This window comes from Tautonia sociabilis (assembly GCF_003977685.1).
In the GTDB taxonomy this organism is placed as follows: domain Bacteria; phylum Planctomycetota; class Planctomycetia; order Isosphaerales; family Isosphaeraceae; genus Tautonia; species Tautonia sociabilis.
Genome location: NZ_RYZH01000021.1, coordinates 42,534 through 58,998, shown reverse-complemented (window position 1 = coordinate 58,998; position 16,465 = coordinate 42,534). Strand labels below are relative to the sequence as shown.

General features: G+C 70.5%; 11 protein-coding genes. 4 read left to right on the top strand and 7 right to left on the bottom strand.

The genetic code is table 11. The features are described 5' to 3' along the window. Window positions 1-52: 52 nt before the first annotated feature. Complete coding sequence (locus tag TsocGM_RS12260) at window positions 53-1,507, bottom strand: outer membrane beta-barrel protein (RefSeq protein WP_233578794.1); 1,455 nt, start codon at window positions 1,505-1,507, stop codon at window positions 53-55. Window positions 1,508-1,906: 399 nt separating this feature from the next. Here TsocGM_RS12260 and glnA point away from each other — a divergent pair, with 399 nt between their 5' ends. Further along, the gene (glnA, locus tag TsocGM_RS12255; RefSeq protein ID WP_126725663.1) at window positions 1,907-3,328 is read left to right on the top strand and encodes a type I glutamate--ammonia ligase; all 1,422 of its coding nucleotides are present in this window, start codon (window positions 1,907-1,909) and stop codon (window positions 3,326-3,328) included. Between the two features lie 143 nt (window positions 3,329-3,471). Here the strand turns inward: glnA and TsocGM_RS12250 are convergent, their stop codons facing one another. Further along, on the bottom strand, window positions 3,472-3,903 hold the full coding sequence (locus TsocGM_RS12250; protein WP_126725662.1) for a hypothetical protein: 432 nt from the start codon (window positions 3,901-3,903) through the stop codon (window positions 3,472-3,474). 194 nt (window positions 3,904-4,097) lie between these two features. Between TsocGM_RS12250 and TsocGM_RS12245 the strand changes: the two genes are divergently transcribed. Further along, on the top strand, window positions 4,098-5,069 hold the full coding sequence (locus TsocGM_RS12245) for a carbon-nitrogen hydrolase family protein (RefSeq protein WP_126725661.1): 972 nt from the start codon (window positions 4,098-4,100) through the stop codon (window positions 5,067-5,069). Window positions 5,070-5,116: 47 nt separating this feature from the next. Here the strand turns inward: TsocGM_RS12245 and TsocGM_RS12240 are convergent, their stop codons facing one another. The 3 genes from TsocGM_RS12240 to TsocGM_RS12230 all read right to left on the bottom strand — a co-directional run bounded on the left by TsocGM_RS12240 (window position 5,117) and on the right by TsocGM_RS12230 (window position 10,461). After that, on the bottom strand, window positions 5,117-8,242 hold the full coding sequence (locus tag TsocGM_RS12240) for an efflux RND transporter permease subunit (protein ID WP_126725660.1): 3,126 nt from the start codon (window positions 8,240-8,242) through the stop codon (window positions 5,117-5,119). Between the two features lie 24 nt (window positions 8,243-8,266). After that, window positions 8,267-9,871 (bottom strand): efflux RND transporter periplasmic adaptor subunit, encoded by a 1,605-nt coding sequence (locus TsocGM_RS12235; RefSeq protein ID WP_126725659.1) that lies wholly within the window; start codon window positions 9,869-9,871, stop codon window positions 8,267-8,269. A 185-nt stretch (window positions 9,872-10,056) separates the two neighbouring features. Beyond that, window positions 10,057-10,461, bottom strand: coding sequence for a hypothetical protein (locus tag TsocGM_RS12230; RefSeq protein WP_126725658.1), 405 nt, complete (start codon window positions 10,459-10,461; stop codon window positions 10,057-10,059). 218 nt (window positions 10,462-10,679) lie between these two features. On the opposite strand from TsocGM_RS12230, the gene TsocGM_RS12225 reads away from it, so the two are divergent. Then, entirely contained in the window at window positions 10,680-12,932 is a 2,253-nt protein-coding gene (locus TsocGM_RS12225) for a histidine kinase N-terminal 7TM domain-containing protein (RefSeq protein ID WP_126725657.1), read from the top strand. 85 nt (window positions 12,933-13,017) lie between these two features. Here TsocGM_RS12225 and TsocGM_RS12220 read toward each other — a convergent pair whose 3' ends face one another. Next, the gene (locus tag TsocGM_RS12220; RefSeq protein ID WP_126725656.1) at window positions 13,018-14,151 is read right to left on the bottom strand and encodes a S49 family peptidase; all 1,134 of its coding nucleotides are present in this window, start codon (window positions 14,149-14,151) and stop codon (window positions 13,018-13,020) included. 171 nt (window positions 14,152-14,322) lie between these two features. On the opposite strand from TsocGM_RS12220, the gene TsocGM_RS12215 reads away from it, so the two are divergent. After that, window positions 14,323-15,195: a hypothetical protein gene (locus tag TsocGM_RS12215; RefSeq protein WP_126725655.1), complete on the top strand. Its 873-nt coding sequence runs from the start codon at window positions 14,323-14,325 to the stop codon at window positions 15,193-15,195. Window positions 15,196-15,207: 12 nt separating this feature from the next. On the opposite strand, the gene TsocGM_RS12210 is transcribed toward TsocGM_RS12215, so the two are convergent. Continuing rightward, complete coding sequence (locus TsocGM_RS12210; protein WP_126725654.1) at window positions 15,208-16,074, bottom strand: hypothetical protein; 867 nt, start codon at window positions 16,072-16,074, stop codon at window positions 15,208-15,210. Between the last annotated feature and the right edge of the window lie 391 nt (window positions 16,075-16,465).

The window sequence follows — 16,465 nt, the reverse complement described above, 5'->3', positions numbered from 1 at the left end:
GCCCGTCGGGGGCCTCGGGCCTCGAGGGGAGTCGGTGGGGTGAGGGCTTCGTTTAGTAGAGCAGAATGATATCGAAGCCGTAGGTGAACTGGCTGCCGGAGACACCGCCATTGTAGGGGGTGCCGAACTGGGCCCAGTCCCATCGGGTCTCGGGCCGGATCCAGAGGTTCGGGCAGGGCTTGTAGATCAGGCCGAGGGTCTGCTCGTAGTAGCGGTCGGCGAAGCCGGTGCGGAAGCCGTCGTTGTCCCAGAAGATCTCGCTCCGCCAGACGCCGGTCAGGTTGTCGCCCAGCTCGTAAAGGAACCAGTTGCCGAAGCTCGTCCAGCGCGAGGGGGCGTGGCCGACCACGCCGCCTCCGGCGTCGAACGGCACGTCCTCCTCGTAGCCGATGTCGTTCTCGAGCACCTGGGTGAGCCGGTCGGTCCACTGGTAGCTGAGGACTGTGGTCCACAGGTGGGTGAAGTTGCCGGTGTAGCCGATGTTCGAGGCCTCGATCAGCGGGCCTCCCTCCAACTGGACCTCCTGCTTGTGGAACTGGTTGACGGCGTAGCTGTAGACGAACGTCAGGTTGAGCTTGTCTTGCAGGCCGGTGTAGCTGAAGCCGCCCATGTAGGTCCAGACGAGGTTCCTGTTCTGGAAGTCGTCCCAGCCCTGGGGAGAGCCGTTGTAGATCACCAGGTTGTCCGAGACGTTCCAGGTGGTCATCAGGCCCCAGTGCGTGAACGGCTGGCCGAAGGTGAACATGTAGGGGACCGACAGCAGGGGCCGGCCGATCGCCGGAACGACCTCGTAGCCGTGCAGCGTGTACCAGCGGCCGAACTTCACATCCAGGCCGCCCTCGGTGAGCACCGGCAGGTGGACCTCGCCGTAGAACTGCGCGAGGTCGATGCCGGCGAACTGGGTGGGACCGAAGGCGTTGTCGAAGACGCCCCTCATGTGGTTGAAGGAGTGGTCGTGGCCGAAGAGGAAGTCGAGACGGCCGCCGAAGTTGATCGTGCCGTCGTGGTCGAGCGGCCGCTCGAAGACGGTGTAATACTGGTTCCCCCGCCAGTCGTTGGAGGCGTAGTTCGGGGTGACGCCGAAGTTGATGCCGTCGGACGGGAAGGCGGGGTTGGCGGTGAAGCTGTTCTGGATCCAGCCGTAGACCTGGAACTTGCTCTGCTCGGCCCCGAAGAGTTCCATGAGGTAGCGGCGGGGCTCGCCCTCGGCGGCGGCCTCCTCGGCGGCGGCCTCGAGGGTGGGCTGCTCGGCGGCGTAGAGGTTCTCGGCGGCCGGCAGGGCGTAGGGCTGCATCGGCGGCGGGGAGAAGGGCTGGACCGGCGGGACGCTCAACGACTCGCCCAGGGGCAAGGGGGGAGCGGTGTCGGGGACCGCCGGGGGTAGCGGGGGGACCCCGTCGATGGCGCTGACCTGCCCCTCGGCCTCTCCCGAGCCCCCGAACCATGCCAGGGCCGCGGCGGCCATCCAGCCGGCTCGCCTCGGTCGTGCGATGGGAATCCGGTTCACGGTCGTGGGACCTCCTGTCCGGGACCAATTGCGCGGGTACGTCCCGGGTTCTCGGGGGGAGAGGCCCCGACCGGGTCGGGATGCCGCTTCCTTTGGCACCCGTCCCGTTGCCCGCCCGCGTCTCCTGACCCGGGCGGGCCGTATGACCCGATCAACCTGATTTTCGGATCCCGACGCCGGACACATGAGAAGAACGGACCAGTGACGCCGTTCGGCGATCACCGGCGCAATGGTTTGCCGGACTGGGCCCTTGCCACGGCGGGGCCCGATCGGGTATCTCTCCTTCCCAAGCCAGGAATTCAGAACGCGGCGTCGGCTGATCGCCGGCGGCCGTGAGGGAGAACGCGCGCACCGAATCTTGTCGATCCTCTCCCACGCCCACATGGAGCCCCGCTCAGCATGGCTACGACCCCCGCCGACGTTCAGAAGTTGGCCAAGGACGCCGGTGTCCAGATCGTGGACCTGCGGTTCATCGACCTGCCCGGCGTCTGGCAGCACTTCTCCATCCCGGTGCGCAACCTGACCGACGACTTGTTCGAGGACGGCCTCGGCTTCGACGGCTCGAGCGTCCGCGGCTATCAGCAGATCCAAGAATCGGACATGCTGCTGAAGCCGGATCCGGAGACGGCCAAGCTCGACCCGTTCATGGCCGTGCCCACGCTGAGCCTGATTTGCAATGTCTTCGACCCGGTGACGCTGGAGCCCTACAGCCGGGACCCGAGGTACATCGCCACCAAGGCCGAGGCGTACCTGAAGTCGACCGGCATCGCCGACACCAGCTACTGGGGGCCCGAGGCCGAGTTCTTCGTCTTCGACGACGTCCGCTACGAGCAGACGGCCAGCACGGGCTTCTACAAGGTCGACTCGAAGGAGGCGATCTGGAACTCGGCCCGCGACGAGGGCCCGAACCTCGGCTACAAGATCCGGCACAAGGAGGGGTACTTCCCCGTGCCGCCGGCCGACTCGCTGCAGGACATCCGCTCCGAGATGATCCTGGAGATGGAGAAGCTGGGCATCCCGATCGACCTGCACCACCACGAGGTCGGCACCTCGGGCCAGGGCGAGATCGGCATGCGGTTCGACACGCTGCGGACCATGGCCGACAAGGTCCTGTACTACAAGTACGTCATCAAGAACGTCGCCCGACGCCACGGCAAGACCGCGACGTTCATGCCCAAGCCGATCTTCGGCGACAACGGCTCGGGCATGCACACCCACCAGTCCCTCTGGAAGGACGGTACCAACCTCTTCTACGACGAGACGAAGTACGCCGGCCTCTCCGACACCGCCCGCTACTACATCGGCGGCCTGCTCAAGCACGCCCCGAGCCTGCTGGCGCTGACCAACCCGACCACCAACTCCTACCGCCGCCTGGTCCCCGGCTATGAGGCCCCCGTCAACCTCGTCTACAGCCAGCGGAACCGATCGGCCGCCATCCGCATCCCGCTCTACAGCAAGAGCGCCAAGGGCAAGCGCATCGAGTTCCGCTGCCCCGACCCGTCGTGCAACCCGTACCTCGCCTTCTCGGCCCTGATGATGGCCGGCCTCGACGGCATCCAGAACAAGATCGATCCGGGCGAGCCGATGGACCGCGACCTCTACGACCTCGAGCCGGAGGAGGCGGTCAAGATCAAGAGCACCCCCGGCTCCCTGGCCGAGGTGCTCGACAACCTGGAGAAGGACCACGCCTTCCTGCTCAAGGGGGACGTCTTCACCCCGGACGTCATCGAGACCTGGATCAGCTACAAGCGCGAGCGCGAGCTGCAGCAGGTCAACCTGCGGCCGGTCCCCTACGAGTTCTACCTCTACTTCGACATCTGAGCCGGCCCTGGCCGACTCCAGGTGATCGGACGCGAACGGGCCGCCGTCGACCTCCAGGTCGGCGGCGGCCCGTGGTTCTTCCCGGGAGTCGGCCGGCGGTGGAATCCCCTCCCGCCGGCCGACCGGAACCGTCCGATCGGGGGTCAGGAGCCCTCCGCCTCCGCCTCTCCTTCGGGGGCCGGGGCCTCGGGTTCGGTCGGGCTGGCGGAGCCCTGGGGGACCTTGGCGAGCGCGGCGTCGGGGTCGGCGAGCACGCCGTCCTTGCACCCGGCGCAACAGACGAACACCGGGATCCCGTTGACGTCGACCTTGATCGGCACGCCCATCCCGCCGAGCGGCTCTCCCGAGTCGGGGCAAACCTTCTGAGCCAGGGCGACCTTGGCGTCGGCCGGCGGGAGCTGGTTGATGGCCTCGATCTGCTCCGGGGTCAGCTCGACCTCGGCGGCGAAGACGTCGTTGGGCAACTCGGCCCCCGTCGAGGCGGTCGGGCCGGCGGGCTCCGAGGGGGAGCAGCCAGCGGACAGGGCCCAGACCAGGGCCGAGGCGGTCAGGGGGGCGAGCAGTCGGGGGTTCATGTCGCGTTCCTCCGTCGGGGAGCCGGCGGCGCCGGCTCCGTCCCGGGCGGCCGACTCGGAATGTCCGAACCGATTGTAAGGCTCCCGGCCCCACCGGGCCACCCGGCCTCGATGGCCGTCGAGGTGCTGCGAGACGGCTCCCTCGGCGGTATGTTGGGGGCCAACGCCCATCCCCCCGGCCGGAGGAGCCTGCGATGGCCTCGATCCGAATCCTCGCCGCGATCACCGCCGCCGTCTCGATCTCCTGCCCGGAGGACGCTCCTCCTCCGACAACGATCCGGGTGGCCTCGGTGCAGCTCCGGTCGACTCGAGGCCTGGACGAGAACGTCGATCGGATCCGGGAGCACCTCCTCCGGCTTGGCGGGAGCGGGGTCGACGTCGCCGTCTTCCCCGAATGCGCCCTGACCGGCTACTTCGAGGACTCGGCCACCGCCGCCACCGCCGAGGAGCTGGCCCGAGCCGAGCAGAGGGTGGCCGATGCCTGCCGATCGGCGGGAATTGCCGCCGTGGTCGGCTCTCCCTGGCGACAGGGGGATCGGCTGTTCAACTCGGCCCTGGTGATCGACGCCTCGGGGAGGGTTGTCGAACGCTACCACAAGGTCCAGCTCGCCGAACCCTGGCCCGACCCGGGGGACCACCTCTCGGTCTTCTCGCTGGCCGGCGTGCCGTGCTCGGTCATCATCTGCCACGATGAGCGCTACCCGGAGCTGGTCCGGCTTCCTGTCCTGGCCGGGGCCCGGGTCGTCTTCTACATCTCGCACGAGTCGGGCATCCGGCAGGAGCGGAAGATCGGCCCCTACCGGGCGCAGATCCAGGCCAGGGCGGTCGAGAACACCGTCTTCGTCGTCCAGGCCAACGCCCCGGCCAATGACGACCTCTCCGGCTCCCACGGCCAGAGCCGGGTGATCGACCCGGACGGGACGATCATCGCCGAGGCGTCGATGTTCGATGAGGAGGTGCTCGTCGCCGACCTGGAGCTGTCTCGGGCGACCGCGGCGAATGCCCGGCGGAGCGTCGATCGCGGGCCGCTTGGCGACTGGTGGCGGCAGGGCGTGGATCGCGTGAGGATCGTCGGGCCGGGGGAATCCGGAGGCGATTCGGGTCGATCCGGCGCCGAGGACCCTTCCGCGACCCTCCTCCGCGCTCCCGGAGGCCGGGGCGGCTGACACGTCCCGGTGGCGGCCCCGGCCGCTCGGTCCCGCCGGGGATGCGGTCACGCCGCCGCCGGTTCCGGCTCGCGATCGGCCCGGCCGAGATCGGGCCGATCGCCTTCGGGATCGGGGCCCTTGCCGAAGAGCAGGTAGAGCACCGGCAGGGCGAGCATCGTCAGCACCGTGTCGCTGACGACGCCGAAGACGACCACCGTCGCCAGCGGGCGCTGGACCTCGGACCCGATGCCGGTGGAGAGCATCATGGGCACGAACCCCAGGGCCGCGACCGTGCTGGTCATCAGCACCGGCCGCAGTCGGGCTTCCCGGGCCTGCTCGATCGCCGATCGCTTCGGCACCCCCCGGGCGATGCGGTCTCGGATGGAGCTGACCAGGACCAGGCCGTCGAGCATCGAGACGCCGGCCAGGGCGACGAAGCCGATGCCGGCCGAGATGGTGAAGGGCAGGCCCATGACCAAGAGCCCCAGCACGCCGCCGACCCGGGCGAACAGCACGCCGGTGAAGATCATCAGCGCGTCTCTCACCGAGCCGAAGGACAGGTACAGCAGGCTGAGGATCAGGCCCAGCGCCAGCGGCACCACCAGGGAGAGGCGACGCTCGGCCCGGATCAGGTTCTCGTACTGGCCGCCGAAGGCGACGGAGTAGCCCGGAGGCAGCTCGACCTCCTGGGCGATCCGATCGCGCACCTCGTCGACGAACGAGCCGAGGTCGCGCCCCCGGATGTTGGCCTGGACGACGATCCGGCGCAGGCCCCATTCGCGGTTGATCGAGGAGGGGCCCTCCACCTCCTCCAGGAGGGCCAGTTGCGTCAGGGGAAGCCGCTGGCCCGAGGCGGTGGGGATGAGGATCCGGTCCAGCGCCGCCGGGTCGTCGCGGTACCGTTCCGGCAGTCGGATCGCCAGCGGGAAGCGGCGGTCGGGTTCGAGCACCTCGCCGACCTGGAGGCCCCCGGTCGCCCGGACGGCGTCGAGCACCTGCTCGGCCGACACGCCGAGCCGGGCCAGCGCCTCGCGGTCGACCTCGACGCGGAGCACCGGGAGGCCGGTGACCTGCTCGGTCGTCACGTCGGCGGCTCCGGGAACCTGCTCGATCACCCGCTGGATCTCGGCCGCCTTCGCCTTGAGCACCTCCAGCTCGGGGCCAAAGAGCTTGACCCCGAGATCGGCGCGGATGCCGGCGATCATCTCGTTGATCCGCATCTCGATCGGCTGCGTGTAGATCGCCCGCATCCCCGGCAGCACCTCGGTCACTCGGGCCATCTGAGCCACCAGCTCCTCCTGGGTCTCGGCGCGTTTCCAGTGCTGTCGGGGCGTGAGAGTGATGAACACATCGGTTTGCTCCAGTCCCATCGGGTCGGTGGCCACCTCGGCCGTGCCGGTGCGGCTCCAGATGTTCTCGATCTCGTCGGGGAACTGCTCCTGGAGCAGTCGCTCGATGTGAGAGCCGTAGCGGAGCGACTCGTCCAGGTCGACCCCCGCCAGGCGAACCGTGCTGATGGCGACCGTGCCCTCGTACAGCCGGGGGACGAACTCCGAGCCAAGGCGGAGGCCGAGAATCGTCGTCGCCACGGTGACCGATCCGACGAAGGTCAGCGTCAGGACCGGGTGGTTCAGCGCCCGGCGCAGCACCGGCTGGAAGAGCCGACGGGTGAACCGGTCGACGAGGGTTTCCCGCTCGCGAGCCCTCCGCGACAGCCCGAGCGAGGCGAGCACGGGTGTCAGCGTCAGCGAGAGCACCAGCGAGCCAAGCAGGGCAAAGATGACCGTCATCGCCATCGGCCGGAAGAGCTTCCCCTCGGTCCCCTGGAGGGTGAGGATCGGCAGGTAGACAACCATGATGATCAGCTCGCCGAACATGGTCGGCTTGCGGACTTCGACGGCGGCCTCCCGGATGATCTCGGCCGTGCTCCGGCCCGATCGGGCCCGGCCGAGGCGTCGGACGCAATTCTCGACCATGACCACCGAGCTATCGACGACCAGGCCGAAGTCGATGGCGCCGAGCGACAGCAGGCTCCCGGCGATGCCGACCTGCTGCATCATCGTCACCGCGAAGAGCATCGAGAGCGGGATCGCCGCGGCGACGATCAGCCCGGCCCGGAGGTTCCCCAGGAAGGCGAACAGCACGGCGATGACCAGGATGGCCCCGTGGGCGAGGTTGTCTCGAACGGTGTGCAACACCTGGTCGACCAGGTCGGTCCTCCGGTAGAGGACCTCGATCTCGACGCCGGGAGGAAGGGCCTGCTTGACGTCTCGCATCGCCTCGTCGAGGGCGTGCGTCACCTCCCGGGAGTTCTCCCCCATCCGCATGAAGGCCAGGCCGAGCACCGCCTCGCCCTGGCCGTTGGCGGTGACGCCTCCCCGGCGGAGGACGTGGCCGATGCCGACCTCGCCGAGGTCGCCGACCCGGACGGGCACCCCGTCCTCGGCGGCGACGACGACGTCGGCGATCTGCTCGACGGTCGTCGTTCTCCCGACGCCTTGCACCAGGCTCGCCTGGCCGGAGCGGACGACATAGCCGCCTCCGGCGTTCTGGTTGTTGGAGCGAAGGGCCGCGATCACGTCATCGAACGTCAGGCCGTACTTGGCCAGCAGGTCGGGGTCGGCCCGCACTTCGAGCTGCTTGACGAAGCCGCCCCAGGCGTTGACCTCGGCCACGCCCGGCACCCGTCGGAGGCGGGGGCGGATGACCCAGTCTTGCAAGGTGCGCAACTCGGTCAGATCGACCTCCGGGTTGTCGCTCCGGAGCAGGTAGTGGTAGATCTCCCCCAGGCCCGTGGCGACCGGCCCCATCGCCGGGCGATCGACCCCCTCGGGCAGCTCGACCTCGCCGAGCCGCTCGTTGACCTGCTGGCGGGCGAAGTAGATGTCCGTCTCGTCAGTGAAGATCGCCACCACCTGCGAGAAGCCGAACCTGGAGACCGAGCGGACCTCTCGCAGCCCCTTCAGCCCGCCGATGGCGTACTCGACGGGGAAGGTGATCAGCCGCTCGACCTCCTCCGGCGACAGCTCCGGGGCGACCGTGTTGATCTGCACCTGGACCGGCGTCGTGTCGGGAAAGGCGTCCAGCGGCAGCTCCAGGGCGGAGCGTACCCCGACGAAGACGAGCAGGCCCGCCAGGAGGAGGATGACGAAGCGGTTCTTCAGACTGAACTCGATCAGCGCGCTGAGCATGGGGGGGCTCCCTCGGCGGGGCGATCACTCGCAGCAGCCGGCGCCGATGGCGCCCCTCATGATCTCGGTCTTCAGCAGGAAGGCGGCGTCGGTGACCACCTCCTGTCCGGGTTCCAGCCCCCAGGCGACCTCGGCCATGCCGGGACGGTCGGTGGGGCGGATCACGACCCGCTGCGGGCGGAAGCGCCCGGCCCCGATCGAGCGGAAGACCAGGTCGGTCCCCTCGTGCCGCTGGAGGGCGTCTCGGGGGATGACCAGGGCGTCATGCTCGGGCTCGACCCGGATCCGAGCCCGGCCGAAGAGGTTGGCGCGGAGCCGGCCGGTGGCGCTCTCCAGCTCGGCCCGGACCTTGGTGGTGCGCGTCGTCTCGTCGACCTCCGAGCCCACCCAGGTGATGGTGCCTTCGAAGGACGGGGCGTCGGCTCCCCGGCCGGTGCCGGCGGGCTGGAAGCTCACCTCCTGGCCGACCCGCACCCGGTCGATGTCCCGCTCGTAGACGTCGATCCAGAGCCACATGGACCTCGTGTCGGCAACGCCGAAGAGCTTGGTCGTCGGCTGGACCGCCTCGCCGAGGACGGCGTGGCGGAAGATGACCGCGCCGGCGATGGGAGAGACGACCTCCAGCAGGCTGGAGGTGTTCTTCTCTTCCTCGATCCGGGCCAGGTCCTCGTCGTCAAAGCCGAGGTTGCGGAGAGTCTGGGAGGCGTCCAGCGCGGCGGCCTCGGCCTGGTTCAGGGCGGTCATGGCCTCAAGGGCCTGCTTCGAGGCGACGGCGTTCCGGCTGACCAGCATCTGGGTCCGCTCGTGTTCGGTCCGGGCCAACTCCAGCGCCGCCCTGGAGGCGAGGAACCGCGACTTGGCCCCGCTGACCTCGGCCGAATCGACCACGGCCAGGACGTCTCCGGGCCGGACCTCGGCCCCGAGGTCGACTCGGATCGATCGCAGGAAGCCGGCGACCCGGGGGGAGATCTCGGCGTGGCGATTGCCGTCGTAGGCGGTTTCGGCGTTGGCCTCGACGTGGTGGGCATGGCGTTCCTCGGCCACCGGGGCGGTCCTCAGCCCGATCTTCCCGGCCAGGTCCTCGGACGCGAGCCTCACGTCGGGAAGGGGCTGGAGGCAGGCCAGGGGGCGCGTCCCGTTCGGGTCGGGCGGGCATTCGGGGCAGAGGGGCTCGGGAGCGTTGTGGGGGGCGCACCAGCCGTCGTCGGGCAGGGCGGCCGAGGAGCCGGGGGCGTTGCCGCATCGGAAGCAGAAGTGCTCCGGCAGCCCATGCCCTTCGGGGCACAGGACCAGGTCGTAGCGTTCCTGGGCATCGGGGTGGCAGCGCGTGCAGATCTCCTCGGGGATGTTGCCGTGCTCGGCGCAGGGGAGCAGTTGCTCCGCCAGCTCGGGATGGCAGAGCGTGCAGAACATCTCCGGCACCCCGTGCTCCCGGCAATACAGCCCGTAGTCCTCCGAGTCGTCGGGCTCCGCCGGGGCCGAGGCTCCGAGGCGAGCCCAGGGGGGAAGCCGGCCGGGGTCGATCCGGGCCCAGGGGGGAAGCCAATCGGGGCCGGTGGCGGCCACGACGAGGCCGAGGACGATCGCCCCCGCCACCAGGGACGTCGAGACAAACAAGGTCCGCTTCATGGTTCGATCCCCGCGAGTGAGGAGAGGCGCGGTCGGGCGGTCGCCGGCGCCGCCGGGGGCCGGCGGCGGGCGATTGGTTGCGTCGGCAGCGAGGAGGTCGGGGCCGGGAAGGCCGTGACGGGGAGCGGGCCGGCCCGAGGCCAGCGGAGGCGGCACCCCGTCCCCTTCCGACTCGAGGGGGGAGGTCAGCAGCGGAAGTTCTGGAGCACGGCGCGCACGCGGATCGCGCCGAGCCGGGAGGCCCAGCCGGTCGGGGAACCGGCCCAGCCTCGATGGGAGAGGAGATGCGAGAGGGACGGCCGGTGATCGGACGGCGGGCTGTCGAGGGCGGGAAGGAGGTTGGCCTGGTCGCCGTCGTGCCCTCGAGGGCCATCGAGCTGGATGGCCCCCTTGCAGAGGCAATCGTCGGCATCCTGGGGAATGCCGACGGGGCCGGGGACGCAATCCCGGTCGGGGCCGCGATCCGAGTGCCCGGTGCCGTCGGGCTGGGCCCCGAGGAGATCCGGGGCGCAGGCCGGCCCCCAGACCCCGCACGCGATGGGGCAGAGGACCAGAAGCGGGATCAGCAACAGGATCGCGATCGGCCGCACCAGATCGGGCCCTCCCGAGGGCGGGGGATCTCAACACCTCTCTGACCATACACGATGACGGACGCCCCAGCCAGGCGAACCTCGGCCCGAGATGAGCGGGCGAGCGGGCAAGCGGGGGCTCGGGTGCGATCGACAGGGGGCCGATCGGCTCGCTAAGCTGGGAAGGCGAGGATCTGGGTGAGAGCGCGGCTGCTCCCCCCTCCTCGGGCGACGACGCGATGAGGCTCGCGACCATCACGTTTCAGGCCAACCCCGAGGCGATCCCCTTCCTGGCAGCCTCGGTGGTCTCCGCGGTGGTGGCGGGGATGGCCTGGCGGCGGGGCGGGTCGCCGGGCGGCCCTGCGCTGATGGCGATGATGGCCGGCGAGGCGGGCTGGGCCTCCTTCGAGGCGGCCGAGCTGCTCATCGTCGACCTGCCGGTCAAACGGCTCTGCTTCATGCTCCGGGCCGGAGCGGCGGTGGCCACGATCCTTGGCCTGATGGCCTTCGTCCTGCGCTTCACCGGGCAGGACCGCTGGCTGACCGCCCGACGGTTCGCCCCCCTCGCCGCCCCGGCGGTCCTGCCGCTGGCGCTGGCCTGGACCAGCCCCCTGCATGGGCTCTACTGGGAGGTTCTGCGGAGCCGGACGTTCGAGCAGTCGTATGGGGCCTTCGCGATCGCGGTGCCGGAGTACGGCCCGGCCTTCTGGTTTCACTTCGGCTACTGTTATCTCCTGCTGGCGATCGCCGCGGTCCTGCTGGCCGACGCGGTGGCCAACTCGGAGGGGATCTACCGGGCGCAGGCCGGGGTCATGCTCTTCGGCGTGCTGCTGCCCTGGGTGGTCAACATCCTGGACATGGGCCGGGTCTTCGGGTTCATCCACGTGGATACGGTGGCGATCGCCTTCCTCGTGACCGGCTTGGCGATGCTGCCGGCCTTTCAGCGCTTCCACCTGCTCGACCTGAGGCCAGTCGCCCGAGAGGTGGTCATCCGGGGGATGGCCGACCCGGTCGTGGTGATCGAGCCCGCCGGTCGGATCGTCGAGCTGAACCCGGCGGCGGCGGCCCTGGCCGGGGCCGAGGCTGCCGGGATGATCGGTCGGGAGGCGGCCTCGGCCTTCTCCAGGTGGACGGCGCTGGCGTCCCTGCTGGAAGAGGTCCAGCAATTGGAAGGGCGAGCTGTCGAGCTCGATGGCCCCGCCGCCGATCCGGGACGTCGGTTCGAGGCCCGGGCCTCCCGACTGGACGAACGGTCCAGGACGGCCGGCTGGGTCGTCGTCCTCCGCGATGTCACCCAGCGCCGGCTCGCCGAGGACGAACGCGCCGCCCGGATCGAGGCCGAGGCGAGCGACCGGGCCAAGGACGACTTCCTCGCCGTGCTCAGCCACGAGCTGCGCAACCCTCTGACCCCCGTGCTCGCCGGCGCCGACGCCCTGCTCGACGACCCGGCGACCCCCTGGCACATGCGGCCGACGCTGGCGATGATCCGACGCAACGCGGAGCTGGAGGCCCGGCTCATCGACGACCTGCTCGATCTGACCCGCATCCGGCACGGCCGGCTGGCGGTCCGCCCGGAGGTGATCGACGCCCACGTCCCGATTCGAGACGCGCTGGAGGTCTGCGAGGCCGACCTCCGCTCAAAATCGATCCAGTTGGACGTCGCTCTGGAGGCCGACCGCCGCTTCGTCGCGTTCGACCCGGTCCGGCTGCAGCAGGTCGCCTGGAACCTGGTCAAGAACGCCGTCAAGTTCACGCCCGAGGGGGGGCGGATCACCGTCCGGACCCGGGAACTCCTGCCGGGCCCTCGCCTCGACGGCCTGCCCTGGCTGGAGCTGGAGGTGGCCGACACCGGCATCGGCATCGACCCGGACCTCATCCCCCGGGTCTTTGACGCCTTCGAGCAGGGAGGGCCCGAGACGGCTCGCCGCTACGGCGGTCTTGGCCTGGGGCTGGCGATCTGCCGGGCGATCGTCGACGCCCACGGCGGGAGGATCGCCGCCTCCAGCGCCGGCCGGGGGCTCGGAACGACGTTCCGGGTCGAATTGCCGACCTGCCCGGCCCCCGTCGGGATCGACCTCCCTCCGGCGGCTCCGGCGGCGGCCGCCCCGAGCCGGAGGGACCGGATCCGGATCCTGCTGGTCGAGGACGACGCCGACACGCGGGGCATTGTCGCCCGGCTGCTGCGCCGGCAGGGGTTCGGGGTTGAGACCGCCGGGGACGTCCGGTCGGCGATCGAGCTGGCCATCGGGGCGGACTTCGACGTCCTGGTCAGCGACCTCGGCCTGCCCGACGGCTCGGGGCTGGACCTGATCCGTTCCCTGCGGGCCCGCCGTTCGGATCTCGTCGGGATCGCCATGAGCGGCTACGGCATGGACGAGGACCTTCGCCGAAGCCAGGAGTTCGGCTTCAACGCCCACCTGACCAAGCCGCTGATGATCGGAGCGCTGACGGCCGAGATCCTCCGGCTCGTCCCCCCCCCGCCCCCCTCTTGAGGCGATCGCCGAGGGGCCTCGGCCGAGGAGGACGAGATCGAGGGCCGGATGGCCCTCGGCCGATCTCCCCGGCAAGGAGGCCCGATCACGGCCCCCCGATCGTCAACAGCGTCGGGTCTGGCGACCAGAGGTACAGGAAGGTCGGCAGCTTCGACCGGTCGAGCCCCGGGTAGCTGACCGGGAACAGCTCGTCCTGGATCGGCCGGTTCGGCGTGACGCTGTAGATCGAATGGGCGCGGTCCCCCTTCCGCTTCAGCAGCACGACCTCCGCCCCGGTCACTCCGGCCAGCCGCTCGGCCTCAGCGATCGCGTCGTCGAGGTAGCCGATGCCGTCGATCAGCCCCCGCTCGATCGCTTCCGAGGCCGGCACGACGCGGCCGTCGTCGAGCACCTCCCAGTCCTCGGCGGTGATCCGAGGCCGACGCAGGGCCACCCGCCCCCGGAACCGGGCGGCGAAGCCGTCGACCATCGACTGCAGCAGGGCCTCGGTCTCCTCGGGCAAGTCGGTGCCGAGGTTCCCCATCGCGACGTGGGAGCCGGAGGTGATCGGTTCGGAGACGGCGCCGATCTGGCCAATCGCGTCGCTGAGGTCGAAGCGGTTGAGCAGCGCGCCGATGCCCCCGGTGATCGTGGTCGGATGGGCGAGCACCCGGTCGCCGCCGACGGCCAGGTAGTACGCGCCGGCCGTTCCCAGGTCCATCAGGCAGCAGACGACCGGCAGCCGGGTCCGCTCCCGGAAGCGGTCGAGCTCCTCGGCCATGATGTCCGAGGCCGTGACCGAACCGCCGGGGCTGTTGATGCGCACCACGACGGCTCGGATGGTCGGGTCGGCGGCGACGGCTTCGAGCCGCTCCCGGAAGACCTCCACCGGGTTCTCGCCAGCGGAGTACGGGCCGGTCGGGCTGCGGTTCAGCAGCAAGCCGTCGACGTCGACGATCGCCACCCGAGGCCCTCCCGGCGCCGAGGCCCCGGCCCGGATCGGCACGGCGACGATCGGTCCCGGGTCGGGTACGGTGGGCAGGGACAGCTCGATCGGCCCGTCCACCACGGCGGAGACCGTCGCCGCCACGTCGGTGTGGCCCCGGAACGTCGACTGCGTGTCGAACCGGCCGACCACCGGCACCTGCCCGCAGCCGACCCCAGCCGTTGCCGCCAGCAGGACGGCCGCCAGCCAGGCCCTCGGCGCCGAGCAGGGGCGGGAATGCCGGTTTCGGGACACGGTGATCGCCTCCCCGGCCGCCGAGGCGGGCCGAACGCTCCGGGTGCCCGCCTCCCGATCCGGCCGGCCGGTCCCGGCCGGGGAGGCGGGCGATACAATGTTCGTTATCGGCAGGACCGCTACCCGGCTTGCACTTCCCGACGACCCCGGATCGAGGAGAGCCCGAGCCCCATGTTCCTCCCCGTCGCCCTCGCTCTGCTCACCACCCCCCCTGGCCCGGTCGCCCGGCCTGGTCACGAGGAGAACGCCGTGTTCCAGGCGGTGACGGCCGAGGGCCTGGCCGTCGGCGGCCGGGTCGAACGGCTCCCCGCCCCCACCTTCGCCGACGGGCAGTCGGCCGACCAGCAGCGGGAGGCGCTCCGCAACCTCGCCAGCTCGAATCGGGCCGTCGAGAACTTCCTGCGCGACTCGGTGTCGGCGCCGTTTCTGCTCTCGCTCCGGGACGTCGACGTCGAGGGAGCCACCGTCCGCGCCGGCGACCTCTACTTCGCCCTCCGCGTCGACCTCGACGAGGTCGACGTCGCCGAGCTCTTCGGAATCGACGCCTTCGGCCCGTTCGAGGCCGCGAACATGCGGTTCGAGGCCCGAGCCATCGACCCTCAGGGGGCCGGCGACGACGATCCGGACGCCCCCCGGGAGCGGTTCCTCCATTCCGAGGGCCGGCTGCTGGACCGGATCTCGGTCGAGTCGACCTCCCGGGTGATGGCCTCAAGGTCGGGGGCGTCCGTCGTCGTCGCCTCGAGGACCGACCCCAGCTTCGACGGCCACGATCGATGGCCCAACCGCTGGCGGACGATCCAGGGTCGGGGAGCCAACGAGCGGTTCGGCCCCTCTCTGCCGTTCGCCGGCGGCATCGGCTACGCGAAGCTCACCCGGATGCTCGACCGGCCGGAAATCGCCCTCGTCGAACTGCACTTCGCCTTCGCCGAGCCGACCGACTGGTTCGACGGCGCCCCGATCCTCCGGTCCAAGTTCACCCTGATCGCCCAGGACCAGATCCGCCGCATCCGCCGCGAGCTCAATCAGCGGCGAGAGGGCCGCTGATCGCCCCGAAGCTCACCGGGCCCGGTCCAGCAGCGACCGGAGGGCGCGCTCCACCGCCTCGGGGGCGTTCGCATCGGGCCGAGCCAGCACTCGGGCGATCGGCCCCGGCAGATCGATCCGGCGCCCCGGTGGCGGTGAGCCCAGCGCGAAGGACCAAGAAACCACCACCGGGCCCACCCTCCTCGTGGCCCGGACGTCGATCGGAGCGTCGAAGCTCAGGCCCGGGGCCAGCAGCGTGACCGACTCCAGCGGCTCTCCCGGACCCGGGATCGGCCAGCAAAGGGTCGTCAGCGCGCCGGTGTCCGGGTCGACCAGGATCGCATAGCAAAGAGCCGTCTCGCGGTGCTCCCCGTCGACCACCAGCACCGTCGGGTTCCTCGAGAGCGCGAAGGTCGGCGATCGGGCGAGCAGGACGCCCTGGTCGAGCTTCGCCTGAGCCGCCAGCAGCACAACCCGGTCGACGACGCCCAGCCTCCGGAGCACTGCCTTCGGACCCTCCGGCGTTACCACCAGCTCCAGCTCGCCGACGGGCACGGCGTTCCCCAGCCCCACCCGAGCCAGCCGGGCCCCCGACCGGGGGTCGGCCACCACCTCGGCCGCGATCACCGTCCGGAACCGCGTCGCCGTGGCCCCGGCCGACTCGGGAAGGTCGGCCAGATCCCCCGTCGACAGCCGGGGAACCGACCGCATCACCCGATGGCTCCAGCCCCTCGGCGGCCCCTGGGAAACCTCGGCCCCCGGCTCCAGCCGGACCAGCTCCGGCAAGGGCCCCGTCTCTTCCCTCGGGACGGCCCCGCCCCCTTCCCCGCAAACGACCAGCCCGGCCAGGCAGGCCAGGGCGGACCATCGCGTCGATCGTCTCCCGGCGCTGATGTTCATCCCCTCCTGGCTCCTCTCGAGACGTGACTCCATTCCTCCCGAACTCCAACGCGACGCGGTCGGAACAACCGGAATGATCGCTCTGACCGCCACGTTCAGAGCAGTCTACCATTTCCCATGCCATTCAGTCGCCCCAGATTTCCCAAATTGCGATTTGGGGGTAGAGTTCTCTTGGACGAGATCAGGGACATTCGGCGAACGCCTGGGTCGGCGCCCGGCTCGGGCGGTTCCTGGCATCCGCGCTCGAAGGACGGTCGTCTCTTCTGGCTGGAGCATCGATCGATTGAGGGCAACTCCTCGGGAATCCCTGGCGTGAAGGAGCCCTTGATCGCGACGGACGGCCCGAAGCGGACCTGCTGGGCGGTCGGAGGAGATCGCCGGTTGCGTCGGG